This is a genomic window from Hallerella succinigenes, from assembly GCF_002797675.1.
Taxonomy (GTDB): Bacteria; Fibrobacterota; Fibrobacteria; order Fibrobacterales; family Fibrobacteraceae; genus Hallerella; species Hallerella succinigenes.
This window is the reverse complement of the sequence record NZ_PGEX01000001.1, coordinates 153714-176354: the sequence shown is the minus strand read 5'-3', so window position 1 is coordinate 176354 and position 22641 is coordinate 153714. Positions and strand designations below refer to the sequence as shown.

Annotated in this window: 8 protein-coding genes and 2 pseudogenes; 7 read left to right on the top strand and 3 right to left on the bottom strand. The window is 49.2% G+C overall.

Translation table 11 applies throughout. The annotated features are described in order from the left end of the window. Window positions 1-127 precede the first annotated feature (127 nt). Window positions 128-1513: an MATE family efflux transporter gene (locus BGX16_RS00755; RefSeq protein ID WP_100424347.1), complete on the bottom strand. Its 1386-nt coding sequence runs from the start codon at window positions 1511-1513 to the stop codon at window positions 128-130. An 87-nt stretch (window positions 1514-1600) separates the two neighbouring features. Here BGX16_RS00755 and BGX16_RS00750 point away from each other — a divergent pair. Further along, window positions 1601-2854: pseudogene (locus tag BGX16_RS00750) on the top strand (type I restriction-modification system subunit M); the annotation flags it as partial. A 776-nt stretch (window positions 2855-3630) separates the two neighbouring features. Beyond that, window positions 3631-4093, top strand: a pseudogene (gene tnpA / locus BGX16_RS00745) (IS200/IS605 family transposase); the annotation flags it as partial. 168 nt (window positions 4094-4261) lie between these two features. Here the strand turns inward: tnpA and BGX16_RS00740 are convergent. Both BGX16_RS00740 and BGX16_RS00735 read right to left on the bottom strand, forming a co-directional pair. Beyond that, window positions 4262-5929, bottom strand: coding sequence for a fibrobacter succinogenes major paralogous domain-containing protein (locus BGX16_RS00740; protein WP_100424346.1), 1668 nt, complete (start codon window positions 5927-5929; stop codon window positions 4262-4264). Then, window positions 5929-6735, bottom strand: coding sequence for a DUF2971 domain-containing protein (locus BGX16_RS00735; RefSeq protein ID WP_100424345.1), 807 nt, complete (start codon window positions 6733-6735; stop codon window positions 5929-5931). The genes BGX16_RS00740 and BGX16_RS00735 overlap by 1 nt, the downstream gene beginning before the upstream one ends. A gap of 291 nt (window positions 6736-7026) precedes the next feature. Here BGX16_RS00735 and BGX16_RS00730 point away from each other — a divergent pair, with 291 nt between their 5' ends. From BGX16_RS00730 to BGX16_RS00710, 5 genes are all read left to right on the top strand, one after another. Next, a complete protein-coding gene (locus tag BGX16_RS00730) occupies window positions 7027-8382 on the top strand; it encodes an ATP-binding protein (RefSeq protein ID WP_100426692.1) in 1356 nt (451 codons plus the stop codon). A gap of 427 nt (window positions 8383-8809) precedes the next feature. Further along, on the top strand, window positions 8810-14143 hold the full coding sequence (locus tag BGX16_RS00725) for a DEAD/DEAH box helicase (protein WP_100424344.1): 5334 nt from the start codon (window positions 8810-8812) through the stop codon (window positions 14141-14143). Between the two features lie 25 nt (window positions 14144-14168). Then, on the top strand, window positions 14169-17048 hold the full coding sequence (locus BGX16_RS00720; protein ID WP_100424343.1) for a helicase-related protein: 2880 nt from the start codon (window positions 14169-14171) through the stop codon (window positions 17046-17048). Between the two features lie 98 nt (window positions 17049-17146). Further along, on the top strand, window positions 17147-18418 hold the full coding sequence (locus BGX16_RS00715) for an ATP-binding protein (protein ID WP_100424342.1): 1272 nt from the start codon (window positions 17147-17149) through the stop codon (window positions 18416-18418). Continuing rightward, the gene (locus BGX16_RS00710; RefSeq protein ID WP_100424341.1) at window positions 18415-22593 is read left to right on the top strand and encodes an Eco57I restriction-modification methylase domain-containing protein; all 4179 of its coding nucleotides are present in this window, start codon (window positions 18415-18417) and stop codon (window positions 22591-22593) included. The genes BGX16_RS00715 and BGX16_RS00710 overlap by 4 nt, the downstream gene beginning before the upstream one ends. The last annotated feature ends 48 nt before the right edge of the window (window positions 22594-22641 follow it).

The following is a 22641-nucleotide window of genomic DNA, read 5'->3' as shown; positions in this document are numbered from 1 at the left end:
GTTTTGCGAAATTTTGCATACTTTACGAGTATGCTGAGTTGCTTAAAATGGCAAATCTGGATGGATGACTTATTTCTCGAAGCCTTTGCCGTAGACGAAATGATTGCGCTGCTTCAGGCGAAGAACGTTATTCCATCTTTTTCAGGTGCCAACGAAGCAGTAAAAGGCCCGTAATCGCAGCGCCGACATCGGCCATCGGCTGTGCCATGAACACGCCTTGCAAATCAAAAAAAAGCGGCATCACGATCAAAAACGGAATCAGCATGATTACCTGACGGCACGCGTTCTGGAACATGGAAAGCCCCGCTTTTCCCGTACCCTGGAAGAAGTTTCCCGCAACCATGCCAAGAGGCACAAAGGGGAGCGCCTTGGTAAACACGCGCATGCCCCACGCGGTCACGGTCTGCATGTTCAGATCGCCAGGTGCAAAAGGCGCCACAAAAACTTCGGCCTTCCACTGGATTGCCGCCCAGGCAATAATCATAAAGGCGACGCTGTAGATATAGGCGAACTTGAGCGTTCCACGCACGCGGTCAAAAAGCTTTGCTCCGTAATTGTAGCCGAGAATCGGTTGCGTTCCCTGCACAAACCCCATCAGCGGTAAAACAGCGATCGAAACTACACTGTTGATGATCCCGAATGCAGAAATCGCAATGTCGCCGCCTGTCATCGAAACGGTCGGTTGCAGGCTCTTGTTGCCGTAGGTCGAAAGGCTCCAGGCGAGTATCGCGTTCATGAGGCTGTTGCAGATCTGCATGATCGCGGGCGGGAATCCGAGAATAAAGATCTTTCGCACGTAGGGAAAGTGCAAATGCAAATGCCTACGGTTGATTTTGATCGGCGTCGATTTTTTGATGAAGAAATGCATAATGAGCAAGCTGCTCACGAGCTGGGACGAAATCGTCGCCCAGGCAGCGCCTTCGATTCCCCAGTGGAACTGGATAATAAAAAGCCAGTCCAAAAATACGTTCGTAAGTGCGCCCACGATATCGCGGAGCATGGCCGTTTTGGGATGCCCCATGGAACGGATAAAGTGGTTCATGCCCGGCGCGATCGTTTGGAATACGGCTCCGAGAAGAATAATCCACATGTACGAAGAGGCGACGGGTAGCGTTTGGTCGCTCGCCCCGAAAACGCGGAGCAGCGGATCCATAAAGATTTCGCCGAGGGCAAAGGCGCTGACCGCCATAATAATCAGCAGCACGAACGAGTTGTTCAGAATGATGCTTGCCTGCTGGTACTTTTTTTCGCCGAGGCGAATCGCAAAGAGCGTATTGCCGCCCACCCCAATGATCATGGACATCGCCATAATAAAGAGCATGATGGGGAAGCAGAGTGTAATTCCCGCAATGCCGAGCGCCCCGACTCCCTGACCGACAAAGTAACGGTCAACGATATTGTAAAAGGCGTTCACGCACATGCTGATAATCGCGGGAACGGAGAACATCAGGACAAGCTTGGGGATGCTTGCTGAACCAAAAGCTTGCAGCTTGGAAGAACGAAGATCTGTCATCGATGTCAAAGATAGAAATTGAGCCCGATTGGATGGGTATGTGATTTTGGGTTATTATATTTTGATTCGTTATACAAGGATTTTCCCATGGCCAAGAATAAGATTATTGACGCTGCTTATGACGATTCCCCGATAGATGTTTCTACCGAAGTGAACTTCATCTGGAGTATCGCAAATACCCTCCGTGGGCCATACCAGAGCGACAAGTACAAAGACGTGATTATCCCGATGGTGATTATCCGCAGATTTGAGTGCGCGTTGGCTGCAACCAAGGATAAGGTTATCAAGCAGTTCAAGCAGAACAAGAATTACCCCTACAAGGCCATGTGCAAGATTTCTGGGTTCCAGTTCTATAACACCAGCGAATTTGACCTGGCAGAGCTGTTGAACGATTCCGAGAATATCGCTTCCAACTTCAAGAGTTACCTGAACGCATTTTCCCCGAATGTGCAGGAAATCATCATGAGCAATTCTGCTGGTCTTGATTTCGAGAAGCAGATAGACAAGATGGACAAGCATAACCGTCTCTTTGGAATCGTCAAGAAATTTTCCGAGCTGGATTTGAACCCCAAGACCATCGACAATGTCAAGATGGGATATATTTTCGAAGACCTGATTCGTAGATTCTCGGAAAATGCAGAAGCGGGTGACCACTACACGGGTCGTGATATCATCAAGACCATGGTGAACATCCTCTTGGCCGAAGGATGCGACGACATTTTCGAAGAAGGTAAAGTCATTACCGCTTGCGACCAGGCTTGTGGAACTGGCGGCATGCTTTCTACCACCGAAAACTTTATCAAGCGCTTCAATCCGTCTGCAAACGTTCGTCTCTTCGGCCAGGAAGTGAACCCCGAATCTTACGCAATTTGTCTTGCAGAAATGCTCATCAAGGGGCAGAATGCAGAGAACATTCGCTTGCAGGACACCATGAAGGCCGACTGTTTCCCAGATACCAAGATGCGCTTCATGGTCGAGAATCCTCCCTTTGGTCAGCCATGGGGCGGTAAGGATGCCGCAGAAGGTGTGGAAGAGGCCGTCAACAAGGAAAAGAACAAGGTGGGCAGTCGTTGGGGTTCTGGCTATCTGCCTGGTACAGGGGATATGCAGTTGCTGTTTATCCAGTCCGCCGTGAACAAGATGGATGACGCCTGTGGCCGAGCAGCGATTATCGAAAACGGTTCCCCGCTGTTTACGGGAGGAACATCCAGTGGAGAATCCCAGATTAGGCGTTGGTTGCTTGAAAAGGACTTGATTGAGGCCATCATCGCATTGCCAACAGACCTCTTCTATAACACGGGCATTGCCACTTACATTTGGGTCCTGTCCAAGAACAAGAAAAAGTGCATGGAACCCAAGGCAAGCAACTTGCCAAGGAATTTGTGGACCTGGACAAGTCTGTAAACAAGCGTATTGCAAAGCTGTTTGGGTAAGGTGAGGGGTGGATATGCGAAAAAAAAGTGACAACAAGGTAAAATTGAATGAGCCGAATATAAGTTCCTCATTTGTTTCCGAAGTGAAGCAGATAATTTATTTAGGACGTCAAAAAGCCTATGCTTCCATCAATTCGGCAAAAGGCTCATTCAGGAATTATCCAAGGAATAGACAGAATTTGTATGTAAAGTGCTTTTTTTTGAGGTTAATTTTTAGAGGTTACCAAAAGTCACTATTCCCAATACAGAAAGCATAAAAATGACCAGGAACAACACGAACGGGTTTACGGAGGGGGTTTTCCTGTGCAACCTTTTGACAGAACGTCCCAGTTTTCTTGCCAATGACGGAACCCCTTCGCTACCAAAATCCACGCAATCGCAAAAAAGCCCCATACTGGAAAGGAGCACTAATGGAAAATGCCCAAAACCCTTACAATACACATTCACAAGAATTTTATAATAGGCAACATCTAGTCGGAATCTTCATCCATTATATATTTCACATCTCTAAATGTAAATAAAAAACATTATCATTTTTTTTTTTTTTGTATGCATTCAAAACCGCCGGCTAGGCCGGCGGTCCCGTTTAGCCTTTTGGCGTTCCTTCCTCGACAAACAAGAAATCCTTTGGTAGCTTTTGAAATGCGGTCTGTCAGCTGCGAACAAAAGAACCAAAGGATTCAAATGAAAAATAGCAATAATCATACCTTGGCCCACACGACGTGGAATTGCAAGTATCATATCGTGTTTGCCCCCAAATTTCGCAGGAAGGTGTTCTATGGAGAAAAGCGCCGCGAGATAGGTGAAATCCTACGTACGCTTTGCAACTGGAAACAGGTGAATATCGTCGAGGCGGAAGTTTGTCCAGATCATGTACACATGCTTCTCGAGATACCGCCGAAATATTCGGTTTCGGGATTCATGGGATTCCTGAAGGGGAAGAGTAGCTTGATGATCTACGAACGGTATCCGTCGCTTCAGTTCAAATACAGGAATAGGGAATTTTGGTGCCGAGGGTATTACGTTGACACGACAGGGAAAAATACGCAGAAAATCAAGGCGTACATTGAAAATCAATTGAAAGAAGACGAGTACGGAGAACAGTTAGGCCTATTCGGAAAGAAATAACCCGTTTACGGGTAGCCGGGTAAGGACCATCGCAGGTGGCAGACCCCTACATGACCATTTGTCTGTAATTTCCAATATTTTTGCTACTTTGGGTAAAAATAAAAGCCAGCCCGGTGTTTGCGTACTAGGCCCGGTTCGGCTCTGCAATGCAGAAATGCGAGCATTTCTGCGCTACAGAGTCTCACTGCTAGTCCTTGAGGCAACGGACAGACGCTGCACAGTACATGTCTTGGGGCGGCAGGAAAGCGTGATCGCTGTTTTGGTACAACGTCATGACGAAGGCATCGTCGCTATAAAAATCGTCGACATTAGATTCTATGACTCTTGTGGCACTCCAGAAGGTCGCCACGTAGCCCAACTGTTGGAAGGGGCCGCCTTGGAGGCCGATGCCCGCTGGGAGAGCGGAAAAGCCGTAGGCATCGGTACCGTTGCCATTATCGTTCCAGCCACTAGTGGATTTAAGATACTTTCCGGCGTCGATGTAATAGAAGTTTCTCTCATCCCAGGTTGCACCGGTACCCCTTGACAAAATCCTAAAATCCTCTTCAGTTGGCAAGTGCCAGCCTTCGGGACAAACACCACGAACAGGGTATGTAGGTAAGCAGAATTTTCCGTTACCACAGCCTTTCCCGTTGGTACTCCAAGTTCCAGCACTGTCCATAGCCGCAGACCACAAGTAAAGACGACCGTATTTTGAACAGTTGGTGGGGTCATCGTCGTAGCAGAAACTAGAAGAATCGAAAGTACTTGTTTTTCCCTTATAAGCATAATTCAGATTCTCTGCCATCCAGGTCTGGGTGCCGATGGTGACGGTTTTGTAAACTTGATTATCACGGGAATCTTTTAGAGTTCCTTCGCCTCCGCTCAGGATGACGCTGGAAGAAGATATAGAAACACTGCTACTGGAGATTGCTTCATTCTTACTGCTAGAAGATGACTGTACCGAAGTGCTGGATGTGTTACTGCTGCTAGATTTTGAATCAGAGCTGAGAATAACGCTGGAAGAAGATGTGACCTTGCTAGATGACGACACAGGGTTATAATCTTCCCAGTCGTTTTCCTGTTTTGGGGAACTGCTGGATTTCACCTCTTCCTTTTCGATGATGGTGTAAATGTCAAAACGGTACCATTTACTTTCACTACAAATTAACGTCATGTGTTCTTCCACCACAAATGCCTGTTCATTATTACGCTTTTCGGTGCAGTTTGGCAGTTCATCGGAGTTTGCCGCCACCGTGCCCAAATACCGCCAGGCACTTTCGATGCACAAATATACCGAATTTTCTTTGCTCACGTATGTGGAATCCCCTTCCCTTTTGGCAGTACAATTGTCCAGAGCATCCTTGGTGGAAACCGTATCCATATACGAAACAATTTTTCCCCAAACACCATCATCACATTTATAAAGAGCGTGTTCCTCTGTAATATAAGCGGTATTCCCTTCACGTTTTTCCACGCAAGCCAGCAGAGCGTCAGATGTAGCCAAAGTGTCTGTCAGGGTGTAATATTTTATCCACTCCCCATCATCGCACCTATAAACCGCACTTTCCTTTTCCACCTTCACGGTATCGCCGTCGATTTTTGCAGTGCAGTTGGAAAGGTCGTCCAAGGTGCTTACGGTAGGCAGGGGTGCCGACATAAAAATCCATCTTCCCTCTTCGCACTTGTACGTAGAACTGTCCTCGGTCACAAGGGCGGTGGTGCCTTCCCTATTTTCCGTGCAGTTGGGCAGATTCTCCATGGTCTCGACCCTCATATCTGCTGCATCTACGCCTGTTCCGCTGGAATCGCCACCGCAGCCAACAAGACCTAGTACAGCCAGTGTACCCGCCAAAACCACGTCAAATTTCTTCATTATTTACCCCTTGAAAACTTGAATTTCGACACCTCATCGTAAAGATGGGACTTTTCAACTCTTATACCAAGCCTTTCCTGAAGCATCTCCCTCACAAAATCATTTGAAACAAAGGCTTCCACACTGGGATTTGGGCAAACCTTCAGGGTTTTCAGCAATTTGCCTTTTAAAGGAATATTCAGACGACCGCCTTCAATGGGCAATTTTTCGCCATACATAAAGATGCGGAGTTCGTTTTCGTATTTGAAGGCACGCCTTTTGAGGCATGCAAGTTCAATGAAACTTTCTTCATCAATTGTTTTGTAAACCTTCTGAATTTTACTATTGTTTTTTATTTCTTCACTCGTGTAATCGTATTTACAAGGGCTTACATAGACCTTCGCATTGTTTTTTTTGGCGAAATCGCTCAACGACTTAATCAACACGTCGAAGTCAAAAGTCAACTGAACAAGGTCGTGGCGGTTTTCCATGTCAAACTGGCGCCAAAAAGCGGATTCGTTTTCTCCATGTTCTGTTGTCACGCAAAATGCGGCTATCTGTTTTTTCTTGAATCCAGACTGTTCGTAATCCCCGCAAACAAATCTTTTTTCAAAGGGGTCCTCCCAGGTGGCTGGATCCGCAAAAGAAATTTTCTTGGATTCAATCAGATTTTTGGCCCACTTGTAGCGCATATAACGATACACGGTTAAGGATGTTGAACGTTTAAAACAATCAAGTTTAAAATCGCCCAGAATCTTTACATAATCGGAATTATACTTTTCAGCCAATTCCCTTGAGCTAACGGATTCGTTTTCGTTTTTCGACATTGTGCAATCCATTTATTTAAGTATTTAAGCCCTCCAAATGTAAACAAAAAAAAACAATGTCAAGTGTTTTGTGAAATTTCGGCCATTTTTAAAGAAAATTTTACAATTCGATTCGTAAAATCAGCAAAAAAGAAACCATTATTATCCAGTAATGGCCAAAATGGAGAACATTGCGCTTTTTGAAATATTTTCACATTTATTAGATTGCGCTTTTAGCAATATTTTGACACACAACACCTTGCGTTTTTAACAATATTTATTTATATTCTCATCCGCGGAGGCATACAAATGATTAAATTTAAACGCAAAATCTACCAGAAGCTGTTGCAATGGAAAGCCGAATCCCAGGGCAGCGAAGCCCTCCTCATCGAAGGGGCCCGACGAATTGGCAAGAGCACCATCGTAGAAACATTCGCCCAGCACGAATACAAGTCGTATATCCTTATCGACTTCAACGACTGCGAGGCTTCCGTCAAGAAAGCGTTCGACAAGATGAGCGACCTCAACAGTTTCTTTACCACGCTCTCTTACACATACAGTATCACGCTCCATCCCCGTGACTCCGTAATCATTTTCGACGAGGTTCAAAAATTCCCAAAGGCCCGACAAAGCATCAAGAAACTTGTCAAGGACGGGCGCTTCGACTACATCGAGACAGGTTCACTCATTTCCATCAACGAAAACGTCAAGGACATCACCATTCCATCGGAAGAAACATCTATCCAAATGTATCCGATGGACTTCGAGGAGTTCTGTGAGGCACTCGGAAAGCCCTCCATCTGCGACTACATCCGGGAATGTTTCGGCAAAGGAGAAGCCCTTGAGCGCAGTCTGCACAACGACGCCATGCAACTATTCAAGCAATACATGCTTATCGGTGGGATGCCCCAGTCCATCGTCGAATTTCTGGAACACACGTTCAGCTTTGAATACAGCGACAAGCGCAAACGCAGCATTATCGCCCTCTACAAGAAGGATATCCAAAAAATCAAGGGTGCATACAAGTCAAAGGTCCTTTCCACATTCCTGCAAATTCCCGCATTCCTCTCCAAGCACGAGAAACGCGTAAGTCTCTCCAGAATTGAATCCGGCATCAACACAGAAAACACCTACGAGAATACCTTCATGTGGCTTTCGAACTCCATGATTACCAACAATTGCCTCAAATGTTCCGACCCCAATGTGGGCTTGGGGCTGAACGGCGACGATTCCGCCATCAAATGCTACATGGGCGACACGGGGATTCTGTTCTCGCATGCCTTCAGTGAAAATGCGATTGCAAGAGATTCGCTGTACAAGCAAATCATGAACGACAAGCTTTCAATAAACAAGGGTATGCTCTATGAAAACGCCATTGCGCAAATGCTTACCGCAAACGGGCACCGGCTTTACTTTTACACCCGATACAACAAAGAACTGCACCGAAACGATATGGAAATTGACTTTTTGCTGAGCGATTCCGCAAGCGGAAAAGTCATCCCCATCGAGGTAAAATCGTCAAAGAATTATACCACATCGTCTTTAACCGATTTCAAAAAAATCTACAAGAAGCGTATCGGAAAATCGTATATCATTCATCCTAAGAACTACTTCATAAAAGAAAACGGAACTATCTGCATTCCGCCCTATATGACAATTTGTCTGTAATTTCCAATATTTTTGCTACTTTGGGTAAAAATAAAAGCCAGCCCTGTGTTTGGGGGCTAGGTCAGTCCCGGAGACAACGAACAGAATGTGCTCCGCTCTTGAGCTAGATGTACAGGCTTACGCGATCGCTGCTGTAGTACAATTCCATGATGTAGGCGATGTCTCCAACATCGTCGTCAATAATATATTCTGTGGCTTCTGAGGCACTCCAGAACATCGCGTACTAGCCCAACTGGCTGAAGAAGCCGCCATTGTTGGGCGTTTTAATTGTATTTTAGATGCCCCAAAAATACAATGCATTAATTTACAGAAAAAAATTACACATTCCTTTTTGGTAACTGTAGGCTTGTTTACTGTTCGCATAGAACTTTGAGCGACTATTCCGAACGCTTTTCTTATATTATACATGTAAGGAACGAGCTCTTATATGGCACAGAACGTATTCAGTTATCGTGATGCGGTTATCGACGAGTATAGCCGCTTTTCTCGCAGTTTCACGAAGATTTCGGCGGACGACATCAAACGTGTCGTCGATGCTGAGTACGCCGGAGGCCGCTACTGGCCAGATCCTCTGATTCAAATCAATCCGAACTATCAGACTAGCGCCACGATTGACCAACTTTGTGACGAAGGCGTATTGTCTCCAAAATGCCGTGATATATTCAAGGTGGGCAAGGATAACGAAGGTATGGGTGGCAGGCCGATGTCCCTATACCAGCACCAGACTCACGCCATATCGCTTGCCAAGGAACATAAAAGCTTTGTTGTCACGACGGGTACAGGTTCCGGTAAGAGCCTATCCTTTTTCATCCCTATCGTAGATGCCATTTTGCGCGCGAAGGAACTGGACAAGACCCCGCGTACACGCGCCATTATCATCTATCCGATGAACGCCTTGGCCAATAGCCAGATGGAGGAAATCAACAAGTTTCTTGGCAATACCGGCGCATTCACGGTGGATCGTTATACTGGTCAAGATTTGGATGCCGAACGAAAGCGCATAGCGAGCAATCCACCCGACATATTGCTCACGAACTACATGATGATGGAACTGATTCTGACTCGTGGTTCCGAGGTCGATAAGGCCGTGATGGAGCATTGCGACGGCTTGCAGTTCCTTGTACTGGATGAATTGCATACTTACCGTGGACGACAAGGTGCCGATGTAGCCTTGCTTGTACGCCGCCTACGTCGTGAGACAAAGGCTGATAATCTAATCAGCATCGGAACATCGGCGACTATGGATAACACCGGAACCGAGGATGACCAGAACCGAGCCGTGGCATCGGTGGCGTCTAAACTGTTCGGTGCCGAAATCCCGCCGTCGAACGTCATTACCGAAACGCTGGCTCAAGCGACCGATGAACATCTTAACTTGGATAAGGTAAGGCCGCTTCTGAGTGCGCGTGTCGCAAAGGGAGTAGCTCCGTTTACGTCCTTAGATGAGTTTCGAAATGATCCGTTGTCGGTCTGGGTGGAACTGACGCTCGGTATTGACAAACCGGCTGTAGGCAAGGCCAAAAGAGCGAAGCCTATTACGCTTCGTATGGCGGCTGAAAAACTTGCCAAGGATGCGGATGTGTCTTTGGATAGCGCCTTGGGTGCCTTGCAGGATTACCTGATGGCGGCCCATGCCCTGACAAGCCCCAATGGCCGTAAACCGTTTGCCTTCAAACTGCACCAGTTCATCAGTGGCCCCGGAAGCGTACTGTGTACCCTCGAATCTGAGGGAAAGCGCCGTGTAACCTTGGATGCTCAGGTCTATGCACCTGGCTGTGATGGAGTAAGACTTTTCAATGCCCATTTCTGTCGTGAATGTGGCGAAGAGTTCTTTCCGGTCCGTTTCAATGATGAACGCAAGGTGTTCGAACCTCGCGATATCGGCGAGGTCCCAATGGACGATAATAGCGGTTTCAATGGCTTCCTTGTTCCGAAAAAGTCTAGCTTCAAGTATCAGACAACCGATGATCTGCCGGAAAGCTGGTGGGAGCTGGACAAGGACGGCTATCCGAGAGTCCGCAAAAACTACGCTCCGTTCCAGCCGGTTCCGATGTATGTTCAGGCAAACGGTACTCGCGATATAGAAAAGAAGTCGAATAATACCGAGTTTTGGTATATTCCTGGCAAGGTCCGTTTCTGCCCTTGTTGCGGTCACGAATACAGACAGTTCAGTTCTGACCGAAACAAGCTTATCGGCTTGAGCGGTGAAGGCCGTTCATCGGCAACCACTGTACTTACGCTAGCCGTACTTAACCAGCTGTTCCGTGACAATCCCTATGGCAAGGATATTGGTGATAACGATGTCCGCAAGATGCTCGGTTTTACCGACAACCGTCAGGATGCAGCGTTACAGGCCGGGCATTTTAACGATTTCGTCTACACTGTGACGCTCCGTGCCGCATTGCTTGGTGCGATGGAGCAGCATGGCGGCGTATTGCCGTACGAACAGCTTTCCGGTGCCGTATTCGCAACTCTGGGCTTTGATTCGCGCAATAAGGATGTGCTCAAGGAGTACATGGTCAATCCGAAGATAGACCAGCCTAATGCACTCGAAAATGTCAAGAACGAGGCTAAGTTTATTCTCGGTTACCGTCTGATGAAGGATTTGGCCTCTGGCTGGTACAACAACAATCCGCCGCTCGAAATGTTGGGAATGCTCCACATTGAGTACAAGGGATTGCGTGAACTTTGTGGCGACGACAACCGATTTGCAAACTGTGATGAATTGGCTTGCTTGACTCCGGCCAAGAGACTCGAATTTTATCATATTTTGTTCCAGATAATGAAAGCTCAGCTCTGCGTAGATTCGTTCTATTTGAACAGGAGCGAACAGCAGAAGGTTCTGGAATCGTCCTATCTTGACTTGCTTGAAAAGTGGGGATTTGCTTATAACGAGAAGCCCGATGGGTTCAATTACGTTGACGATTCTGGCCGTAAGCAGACGCGTGGCGTAGGTAGGCGCGACTATACGACGGTTTCCTTGGCTCAGAACTCCCAGATTTCTAGGGCAATCAAGAATTCTAGTATATGGTCCGGAACTCCGGCTGAAGCTAAAATCAAGGCGAAGGGGAGTGCAGACCTGATTCGCGGAGTTGTCGTAACCGCATTTGAAATAGCGAACTCCGCCGATATTGTTCATCGTACACCCGATGGCTGGCAGTTGCACGCCAATGCTATGGAATGGCATTCTGGTCGAAACCCGGATGTTTCTAACACCGGTATCCGAGACAATGAATATTTCGGAGCAGTCTATAGGAACGTCAAGGATGCTCTTGTACAGTCTGCAATCGACAATCAGAGCTGCTATGTCTTTGATTACAGCGCACACGAACATACGGCCCAGGTGGATGCGCAAGACCGCAAGAAACTGGAACATCAGTTTAGATTTACCAAAAAAGATATCGAGGAATGGAAAGAGGAAAATCCGGGGATTGAGCTGAAGCGCCTGCCGGTTCTCTACTGTTCTCCTACGATGGAGCTTGGCGTCGATATATCGAGCCTGAATACGGTGTATATGCGCAACGTGCCGCCCACGGCGAGCAACTATGCCCAGCGTAGTGGACGTGCGGGTCGATCCGGTCAACCGGCTCTGGTGATTACCTATAGCTCCTCTATGAGCCCCCACGACCAGTGGTTCTTTGAGAAGCGAACCGATATGGTGTCTGGTATCGTGAATGCTCCGACGCTTGACATTACGAATAAGGACTTGATAACGAGCCATATTCACGCTGTTTGGCTTCAGGAACTCGATTACGGTCTGGGCCAGAGCATCTATGATAACGTGATGGACCCGGAATCCGGCTTACGCCTTGAAATTCGAAAAGACCTGTTAGAACGAATTAACGACGACGGCGTAAAACAGGCTGCGAAAAAGGAGGCCAAGAACGTCTTGGCCGATGTTCGCAAGGCTCTGTCCGAAGACGAACAGAAACAGCCGTGGATCCAGGATGACTACGTCGATAGGGTCATTGACGATGTCGCCAAGGATTTTAACGCTGCTTTTGATAGTTGGCGCACGCTATTGCGGTCTATCAAGAAGCAGATGGCCGATTCCGATAAGATCGTCCAGAGTCTCAGCATAACGGCCATTGAGCGAGAACGCGCCAAGAGGCGCTACTTCGATGCCAGCCAGCAGCTGAATGTTTTGATTGGTAAATCTGCCAACAAGAACAACGATTTCTACCCATACCGTTACTTGGCAAGCCAAGGATTCCTTCCGGGGTATGATTTCCCGCGCCTTCCGCTGATGGCGTGGATTCCGTCGGTCAGGGGCAATCTCGCCGGCAAGAAGGATGACGCCGGTTCTATGGTGAGCCGTCCGCGATTCCTTGCCATTTCCGAATTTGGTCCCCAGAGCATCATTTACCACGAAGGTCGCCGCTACAAGGTGTTTAAGGCAAAGCTGAACTCCGGTAACGGCCAGGCGACGGCAACGGACAAACTCGCTACCCAGACAATGGTGATTTGCGACCGTTGCGGTTACGGACACGTGAGCGTGAACGCCGAACGGTGTGAAAAGTGCGGCCAGCCGTTGACCGCCGGAACGACAATAGATTCGCTCTACAAGATTGAAACTGTCGAAACGAAGCCGAGTACGCGTATTTCGGCAAACGAGGAAGAACGCCTTCGCAAGGGGTATGACCTCCAGACGGTTTATCGCTTTGCCAGCGACAAGGGTATTCTTTGCTATAACCAGTCAAAGATGATGCTGGACGGCGATTGTGTCGGTGAACTGACTTATGGTCCGAATGCCAAGTTGTGGATGTTGAATCTCGGTTGGCGTAAGCGCAAGAACATGTCCGTGAAGGGATTTGAAATCAATCCGATGACGGGATGCTGGGAATCCGATCCCGGCGATACGGATGCACCGGATCAGGACGACAAGGAAAATTCCAAGGTCCAGCCGCAACGTATTGTGCCTTATGTCGAAGACACGAAGAATATCCTGGTCTATGAACCCAAGCGTGGCCTCTTGGATACGGAACCTTATTCCCAGAAGACGATGGCGACGGTTGCCTCCGCATTACAGCGTGCCATCGAAGAAGAGTTCCAGATAGAACAATCCGAACTTTCCGTAAAGCAGATGCCGAACGAAAGGGAATGTACAAGTCTGCTTTTCTACGAGGCTTCCGAAGGCGGAGCCGGTGTTCTGACAGAACTGTTGCGCAATGGCGAGGCGATTGGCCGAATTGCTCGTCGTGCACTTTCGATTATGCACTTCTCGTGGAATAGTACGGCTGAAGACCCCAGTCGTGGACCTTCGCCAAAGTCTGTTGATGAACTGAACGATCTCGAACAGACAAAACCGCTTGAAGTTCGCTGCGTGGCAGGGTGCTACAGATGCCTATTGAGCTACTATAACCAGCCCCAGCATAGCGTCATTGACCGTCATGACGAAGACTCGCTCAAGATTCTGGTCGAACTTGCTAACGCTACGGCTGAAAAGGTCGAAACTCAGGCAGAAGCAACCGTCCGCGAAGATGAACACGCCAAGTCGCTCGATGACATTCTGGACTCGGTTTTCTGCGTAAAACCGGATGCCTACAACAAGGCTATCCATAACGGCGCCTATACGGTTTTGGCTATGTGGAAGGCTTCGCGTTTGGTGCTCTTGGCAGAAGAACCGGAGGATTCCTTGCGAAAGTATCTTGATGCTAAGGGATATCGCTTTATCGTTATCGGCGATACCCCAGAAGAATGGGAACGTGCTATAATGCAGAATAGGAACAAGTTCCCTGGTTGCGATACTGACGAACTCTAACTTTTGATTGATTGAAGGATTTAAGATGGCTGATACTGTGACTTACCCTTTAGGCTCTCTTGTCAAAGTGCGTGGACGCGAATGGGTCGTTGAACCCTGCGACTTGAAGGATTGCATCAAGCTCCGTCCGCTTGGGGGGACCGACGATGAAACTCAGGTTATTATGCCATCCATTGAGTATACGAAACTTGAAAGTGCCGTATTCCCGGCTCCGAACACGACCGATATCGGGCGTTTTGAATCCGCCAAGCTGCTCCGTGATGCCCTGAAGCTAAAGCTCACGAATGCTGCCGGGCCGTTCCGCAGTTTTGGCCATTTGGCCTTTGAACCGCGAAGCTACCAGCTGGTTCCGCTCCTGATGGCGCTAAAAATGCCGGTAGTCCGTTTGCTGATTGCCGATGACGTAGGTATCGGTAAGACGATTGAAGCTGGACTTATCGTGAAAGAACTCTACGAACGCGGTGAAATCTCCAAGTTTGTCGTTCTTTGCCCGCCTCATCTGGTAACCCAGTGGGTGACGGAACTCAAGGAACACTTCAATATCGACGCTGTCGGTATTACGGCGCGTTCTATTGCTAACCTCGAAAAGGAGGTCAGCAAGACGGAACAGTTCTTTGAACACTACCCGGCGGCGGTCATTTCGCTGGACTATATCAAGAGCGACACTCACCGCGACTGGTTCAAGACCCATATCGACGATGCCATGTTGGTGGTCGATGAAGCTCATACCTGTTGCGTGGGCGGTGGCCGTCAGTTGCGATTCTCCCTGTTGCAGGACTTGGCTGCGAACGAGGAACGCCATATCATCCTTTTGACGGCAACGCCGCATTCCGGCGACGAACACGCCTTCAACAACCTTCTTTCGCTATTGAAAAAGGACTATGCCGGACTTGACGACCTGTCCGTGGACCACTCCTCCAGCGAAAAGATGAAGCTCCGCGAAGACTTGGGACGCCATCTGGTGCAGCGTCGCCGAATTGACGTGATGAACTATCCCGGCAAGGCCGCTTTCCCTGACCGCAAGACCAAGGAAATCACCTACAAGCTGACGGGTGAATGGGGCGACTTCTTTAACGAGGTCCGCGAATACTGTGTGGATATTGCGAACAGGGCCGAAATAACCGACGGATTCAAGGGTCGGATGATGTGGTACGCGACGCTTGCTCTGTTGCGTTGTATTTCGTCCAGTCCGCTTGCCGCCAAGAGTGCCCTGACAACGCGTTTGAACAGTATCGAGGAGAACGCTAAGCTGGCCGAAGATACTGCCGAAAATGCGGCTCTCTTGGAAGGCTACATCACCGAAACCTACGACGGCGAAGACGATACCGAAGCGAATGACCAGTTTGTAAGCCCGGTGCTTGAAGACTCCGAGGCTGTAAAGCGCCTGATAGCGAAGGCCGAATCCCTGAGTGGCAAGCTGGAAGATCCTAAATTCAAGTGCCTTGCCAAGCATCTTGACGATATGCTCAAGATGGTAAAGAAGACGGGCGATACTTACCGTCCGGTTATCTTCTGCAAGTATATCGCGACGGCTCATTATGTGGCAGACCAGCTCAAAGCGGAGTTCCCCAAATGTAGCGTAGCGTGCGTAACCGGTGAACTTACCAATGAGGAACGCGAAGAACAGGTTCGCGAGTTGGCGGAATCCGATTCCCCGATTCTCGTGGCGACGGACTGCCTGTCCGAAGGTATCAACCTTCAGGACTACTTCAATGCCGTCGTTCATTACGACTTGGCTTGGAACCCGACTCGCCATGAACAGCGCGAAGGCCGTGTGGACCGTTTCGGTCAGCAGTGCAAGAATGTCTGGTGCACCATGCTTTACGGTGCCGACAATCCGGTGGACGGCCTGATCTTCAATGTCATCCTTCGCAAGGCCGAAAAAATCAAGGAAGACCTTGGTATTTCTGTCCCGGTGCCCGAAGACAACGGCAACATTCGCGTGGCGCTCGTGAAAGCGGCTCTGCTCAAGAAATACGTGGCTACCGACAAGAACGGCCAACTGGAACTCGATTTTGGCGAAGAGTTCGCTACTGATGTGAACAATGTGGAAAAGAACTGGCAACGCGCCATCGACAAGGAACGCCGTAACCGCACCATCTTTAGCCAGCAGTCTTTGAAACCCGAAGAAATCATGCCGGAATGGGACAAGACGAAGGATGCCCTTGGCGACTCCGAAGATGTGCAGAAGTTCTTCGATGTGGCGACGACGCGCCTGAACGCGGCGAAGGAACGCGCTTCGGAGCATGCCTTTACCCTCGATGTCAAGAGTTTGCCGCCCGAAATCCGTAGCCAGTTACAGGCCTCTTTCCCCAAGAAGGACCTGAAAAAGCCGCTGAAGATATCGTTTGCGTATCCGCCTCCGCAAGGCTATGCCTTTATACACCGCACGAACCCCATCGTGGAAAGTCTATCCAGCTACCTGTTGGAAGGCGCACTTTCTAGCAAGAACGACATTGCGGCTCGTTCGGGCGCCTACGAATCCGAATCGGTCCAGGAATTGACCGCCATTTACTTGCTCCGAGTTCGTTACCAGTTGCGCAATACTGGCAAGAATACGCCCAAGCTGATGATGGCCGAGGAGGCCGTGGCTGTGGCTGTCAACTTGGTTGGTGAACCTCGAATCCTTGAAAACGGCGACGTAAACGCATTGCTCGAAGAAAGTCCAACCGGAAACCTTGGCGAACCCGTTATTCGTGACAATGTGGCGCGTGCGCTTGACTTTTACCGGAATAACACCCGGCTTTTTGCGAACCTTGCCCAAAGACGCGGGACCGTGCTTTCCGAAGACCATCTGCGTGTCCGTTCTGCCAGTGCCCAGCGTTACGGAACCGTGACCGTGGAACCGTGCCTACCGGCGGACTTGATTGGATGTTATGTGCTTGTGCCCGGAGGCGACCTATAATGACCTGTGGCGAGTCTTTTTTATTATATTATGCCTGAATTCTTTTGCCATTTTTGGCGTAACTTTTCAGTCAAGACTTCGCTTGGATGGAGGCGTTAATGATTGATCGCGAACGGTATCTAAAAAAGATTGTCGATTACATGTGGGATGGCCAGATCAAGGTCATTACAGGTATCAGGCGTTGTGGAAAATCGACGCTCCTGTTCCATCTTTTTTACGACTACCTGTTGAAAAATGGCTCCAGGGCAGAGAACATCATTATGCTTGAACTGGACAAACGCAAGTTCGCGAAGTTCAGGAACCCGGTAGTCCTTGCCGAATACGTGGAATCGCAAATAAAGGACCGCCGTAAAAAGTATTATCTGTTTATCGACGAAATCCAGTTCTGCTATTCTGTTCCGGATCCCGACAATGCTGGGCACGAAATCACCGTTTACGATTTGTTGAACGAACTCAAGGACTATGAGAATCTGGATGTCTATGTCACGGGCAGCAACTCGAAGATGCTTTCCAAGGACATCGCGACAGAATTTCGTGGCCGCGCATCGCAAATACACGTTTATCCGCTGAGCTTTGCCGAATTTCACGGGTACAGGGCCGGGCATGTCCGCGACGATTTCGACGCCTATATGCTTTACGGTGGAATGCCTTATTTGCTGAAACTGAAAAACTCGGAGCAGCAAAAGCAGTATCTCGCATCGCTTTTCGATGAAGTCTATATCAAGGATATCGTGGAACGCAATAATGTGGCGCGTTCCGACATTCTTGGAAACATACTGGATAATCTCAGTTCCCAGATAAGTTCCCTTACGAACCCGACCAACATCACGAATGCACTCAAGAGCGTCAAAAACGAAAAATTGAGCGTGAATACAGTAAGCGACTATATCGATTACTGTGAAGATGCCTTTATCGTAAGCGAGGCCAAACGCTACGATGTCAAAGGCAAGCATTACTTCGATTACCCGAACAAGTATTACTTTACCGATGTGGGGCTGCGCAATGCCCGACTGAATTTCCGTCAGATTGATTCCGGTCACTTGATGGAAAACATTGTCTATAACGAACTCGTTTCGCGAGGCTACTCGGTAGATGTGGGTGTCGTTGTTGATAGGAATAAAGGTGGAAGGGTCCAAAAGGAAATCGATTTTGTAGTAAACCACGGCGACAAGCGTATCTACATCCAGTCGGCTTGGCAGATGAACACCGACGAAAAAATCAAGGCGGAACTCGATTCGCTAAAACTCGCCAAGGATTTCTTCTCGAAAATCATCGTCCAGAACGACATCCCCGAGACATTCCGCGATACGGACGGAATCCTTCACGTGAACCTGATTGAATTTTTGCTGAACTCGGAAATACTCAGATGAAAAAGAACCAAATTGAATTTTCGACAATTGACTTGGTCGGTTCCCTCTTTGTAAGCGACAGTATCGCCCAGATTGCCCAGCGCAAGTGCTCGGCCCAGTCCGAAAAAGACTACAACTTGCCTCCGGGAATCAAGTTCAGCGACCAGACCAGCCGCGCCTTCAGTATTGCGAAGGCGCTCTATGCCGAATACGCCTCCAAGAATGCCTCGTTTGACAGTCTCAAGAATTTCGTCTTTCAGCTTTTCGGTACCGCTCTCGACTATACCGGTATTACCGAGGAACAGCCAGCCGTAATCGGCGGCGTGAAATACCCGGTGACGACCTACGTGACGCCGAGTGTCCCGCTCGTGATTGTGCCAGCAGACCTCTCGCTCGACGAGGCCGATGCCCGTTTCACCATCGAAGGCGTGACTAGCCGCAAAAAGAGCGGCTATGCGCTAGCCCAGATGTTCCTGAACGCAAGTGAACCTTGCACTTGGGCGATTGTCACCAATGGGCGTGAACTCCGCCTGCTCCGCGACAGCGAAAGCCTTGTCCGTCCCAGCTACCTCTCGTTCAATATCGAATCCATCCTCAAGGAAGACCGTTATCCTGATTTTGTGGCGTTCTGGTGCTTTATGCAGGCTAGTCGCGTGAACGTATGGGAACAGTGGCGTACCGAAGGCATATTGCAGGGTACGCGTGTGCGTGAAGGTCTGCGTACCGGCGTGACGAACGCTCTCCTATACCTTGGCGCCGGATTCCTGAAGACCGAAGGCCCCGGCAACAATGTGCTTCTGAACTCCCTTGCCGAAGGCAAGCGCCCGGACGGTGCTCCCTATACCGTTCAGGTGTTCTACAAGGCGCTACTCCGCGAAGTTTACCGATTCCTCTTCCTTAGCACTATCGAAGAACGCGGCCTGATTTTTGCCCATCCGAGCGAATCCGGCACCGACGCGGAACTTGAACCCAGATTCCGTAACGCCCATCGACTTTACTGGACTGGCTACAGCGTCCACCGCTTGGCTGAACGCGTCAAAAAGGCTATCCGTACCGACCGCTATATCGACCTCTGGCATGGCGTGAAGGTGGTCTATAAGGCATTCCAGGAAGGCAACGATAATCTGGACTTGATGCCGCTTGGCGGTCTGTTCAAGGCTGACCAGTGTCCGCTACTGGATGCGTGCGAACTTGACAATGAACACCTGATGAAGGCCATCCGTCAGCTCCGCTGGAACGATATCGACGGGGTGAAGACCTTTACCGATTATCGTAATATGGGCACCGAAGAGTTCGGCTCCGTTTACGAGAGTCTGTTGGAACTTGTGCCGCATGTGGATTTACAGGCCAAGACCTTCAGTTTCGTGGGCGTGGGCGACGAAGATGGCATTATCGAAGACGGTTCGACCAAGGGTAACGCCCGTAAGCTCAGCGGTAGTTATTATACCGATGCTAGCCTTGTTCAGAGCCTTATCAAGACGGCTCTTGAACCCGCCATCGAAGCGAAGCTCAAGGCCGAAGAAGACCTTGCCCGTAAGGAAAACCGTGCGCCGGATTACGAACGCGCCATCCTTGATTTCCGTATGATTGACGCTGGCAGCGGTTCTGGGCACTTTTTGCTTGCCGGTAGCCGCCGCTTGGCTGAAGTCCTTAGCGAAAAGCGCCTTGAAAAGACGGGGGAGAGTGCAACCGCCGAAACTTACCGTAAGGCGCTCCGCGATGTGATTACCAACTGCATTTACGGTGTAGACTTGAACGAAATGGCTGTGGAACTGGCTCGCACCGCGCTTTGGCTCGAAGGTTATGAACCGGGCAAGCCGCTCTCGTTCCTGAATCACCATATCAAGCATGGGAACTCGCTTGTAGGTGTGTTCGATCTCAAGGTTTTGAACAATGGTATGCCATCGGCGGCATATACGGCGCTTACCGGCGACGACAAGGCCGTATGCACCTTGCTCAAGAAGTCGAACGAAAAGGAACGCGGTGGCAAGGGGCAGATTAGCGCCTTCGAAAAGAAGAACCCCATTACGAACGACCGTCTGGTGGCGCTGACCAGGCAGATTGAAGCATTGCCAAATGACGATATCAAGGCTGAAGAACGGAAACGCGAACTTTACGAGAAGTTACAGCAAGACAGTGTATATGTGAAGAATAAGCTCGCTTGCGATCTCTATACGGCGGCATTTTTCGCTCGAAAGACGGATCCGTTGTCAATTCCGACTAGCGAAGATGTTTACGACGTGATGAACGACCTTGATGAAAGTAAGCAAGGTATCCGTGAACTTGCAGCCAAGCTGAGCGAGGAATACTCGTTTTTCCATTGGCCGGTGGAGTTCCCAGAAGTGTTTGCTAAGGGTGGCTTTGACTGCGTGGTGGGTAATCCGCCGTGGGATGTGTCAGAATTGAAGGAAATCGAGTTCTTTGCGAACTTGTTGCCAGAAATTGCCGCTTTGAACGGCAATGATCGCAAGATTGCCATAGATGAGTTAAAGAAGGAACGTCCGCAAATCTATGCGTTGTACGAGATTAGGAAACATGCCATGGAAGCGGAAAACACTTACTATGGGAATAGTGGACGTTTCCCCTTGACTTCTTATGGCAAGGTAAACCTATATTCAAAATTCGCTGAACTTAACTTGCGTCTTCGCAATGGATGGGGAACCGCTGGGTTTGTGTGCCCCTCGGGAATTGCGACTGACGACTCGACCAAGGAATTCTTTGGTGAAATCGCCTCCAAGGGAATGTTGCGTAGTCTCTATGACTTCGAAAACAAGGAAGGCATATTCCCCAATGTGCATCGAATGTTCAAGTTCTGCTTGCTGACGATTGCTGCCGGAAACACGCCGGGCGACTTTGCGTTCTTCCTCAAGAACGTGCCCGAACTCGAAGACAAACGACGCCATTTCTCGATGACGGCGGAAGACTTTGACTTGATTAACCCGAATACGCACACATGCCCCGTGTTCCGAAGCCAGGAAGATGCCGAACTTGCAAAGAAGATATACCGCAAGGCGGGCGTATTTATCCGTGAATCCGATGAAAAGAACGGTAATCCGTGGAATATCACCTTCCAACAGATGTATAATATGACATCTGCAAGTAATTTCTTTGCGAAGGCTCCCGGCAATGGTCCCGATGGCAAGCCTATGCTTCCGCTGTACGAAGCCAAGATGATGCACCAGATGGATCACCGCTGGGCGACGTTCCTTGCCGAAAAGGACCCTGAAGATGTTTCCGCTGAACAGAAGGCCGACGTTAATTTTGCGGCCCAGCCTGAATACTGGGTGCCCTATACCGAAACCGTGCTCCGCGCTACCAGTCTTGATTCCTCTGTAGTTGCAGCTTTGCGTAAAGAGGATGGACCGAAACTGCGTGAACTCTGCCAGCGCCTTGCTATGACGGAATCGGATGCCAAGTTGCAGAAGGTCTATCTCGATGCCGCCAAGAGTGGCGATATCGTGCAGAACTTGCTCGCTGCCGCCGAAGAATACTGCCCCAAGTATCTGATGGGATATAGGAAGATAGCTCGTGCTGTTGATAGCCGAACGATGATTGCTACCGTTTTACCTTTATGTGGAACTGGAGATTCGTTATTGCTCTTTAGCGCATGTAACTTTGAAGCGTGTCTTCAAGCATGTTTGTTAGCAAATATGTCTACATTGCCGTGCGACTTTGTTGTTCGTTATAAATTGGGTGGCGCAAATTTCAGTTACTTTTATATGAAACAAACGCCTGTGTTGCCTCCGTCTACCTATACGGAAATGGCCGTAAACTTTATCGTTCCACGTGTATTCGCCTTGACCTATACCGCTACCGACATCGTCGAATGGGCACGTGCACTCTGGAACGACGCTAGCGTGGACCTCCGCAAGCACATCCTTGCCCAGCACAAGGATCTGCCAACCGGCACCGACATCGAAACCCTTGCCGCAAATAACTTCGATCCGGCCTCCATTCCGCCCATCGTCTTCGAAGATGCTCACCGCGCCAAGCTTCGCGCCGAACTCGATGCCTACTTCGCCCGACTCTACGGCCTATCCCGCCGTGACCTCGAATACATCCTCGACCCCAAAACCGTCATGGGCGACGATTATCCCAGCGAAACCTTCCGCGTCCTCCGCGACGCCGAACTCTCCACCTACGGCGAATACCGCACCCAACGCCTCGTCCTCGAAGCCTGGGACAAGATGAATTAAGTAGAAAGAGGTGAAAAAACAAAAAAAGTGTTGACAAAAGCAGTTTTT

What these genes read in the sequence shown, in the direction of transcription:
- BGX16_RS00755 (WP_100424347.1), bottom strand. Translation starts at nt 1,513, where the DNA reads ATGACAGATCTTCGTTCTTCCAAGCTGCAAGCTTTTGGTTCAGCAAGC.
- BGX16_RS00740 (WP_100424346.1), bottom strand. Translation starts at nt 5,929, where the DNA reads ATGAAGAAATTTGACGTGGTTTTGGCGGGTACACTGGCTGTACTAGGT.
- BGX16_RS00735 (WP_100424345.1), bottom strand. Translation starts at nt 6,735, where the DNA reads ATGTCGAAAAACGAAAACGAATCCGTTAGCTCAAGGGAATTGGCTGAA.
- BGX16_RS00725 (WP_100424344.1), top strand. Translation starts at nt 8,810, where the DNA reads ATGGCACAGAACGTATTCAGTTATCGTGATGCGGTTATCGACGAGTAT.
- BGX16_RS00720 (WP_100424343.1), top strand. Translation starts at nt 14,169, where the DNA reads ATGGCTGATACTGTGACTTACCCTTTAGGCTCTCTTGTCAAAGTGCGT.
- BGX16_RS00715 (WP_100424342.1), top strand. Translation starts at nt 17,147, where the DNA reads ATGATTGATCGCGAACGGTATCTAAAAAAGATTGTCGATTACATGTGG.
- BGX16_RS00710 (WP_100424341.1), top strand. Translation starts at nt 18,415, where the DNA reads ATGAAAAAGAACCAAATTGAATTTTCGACAATTGACTTGGTCGGTTCC.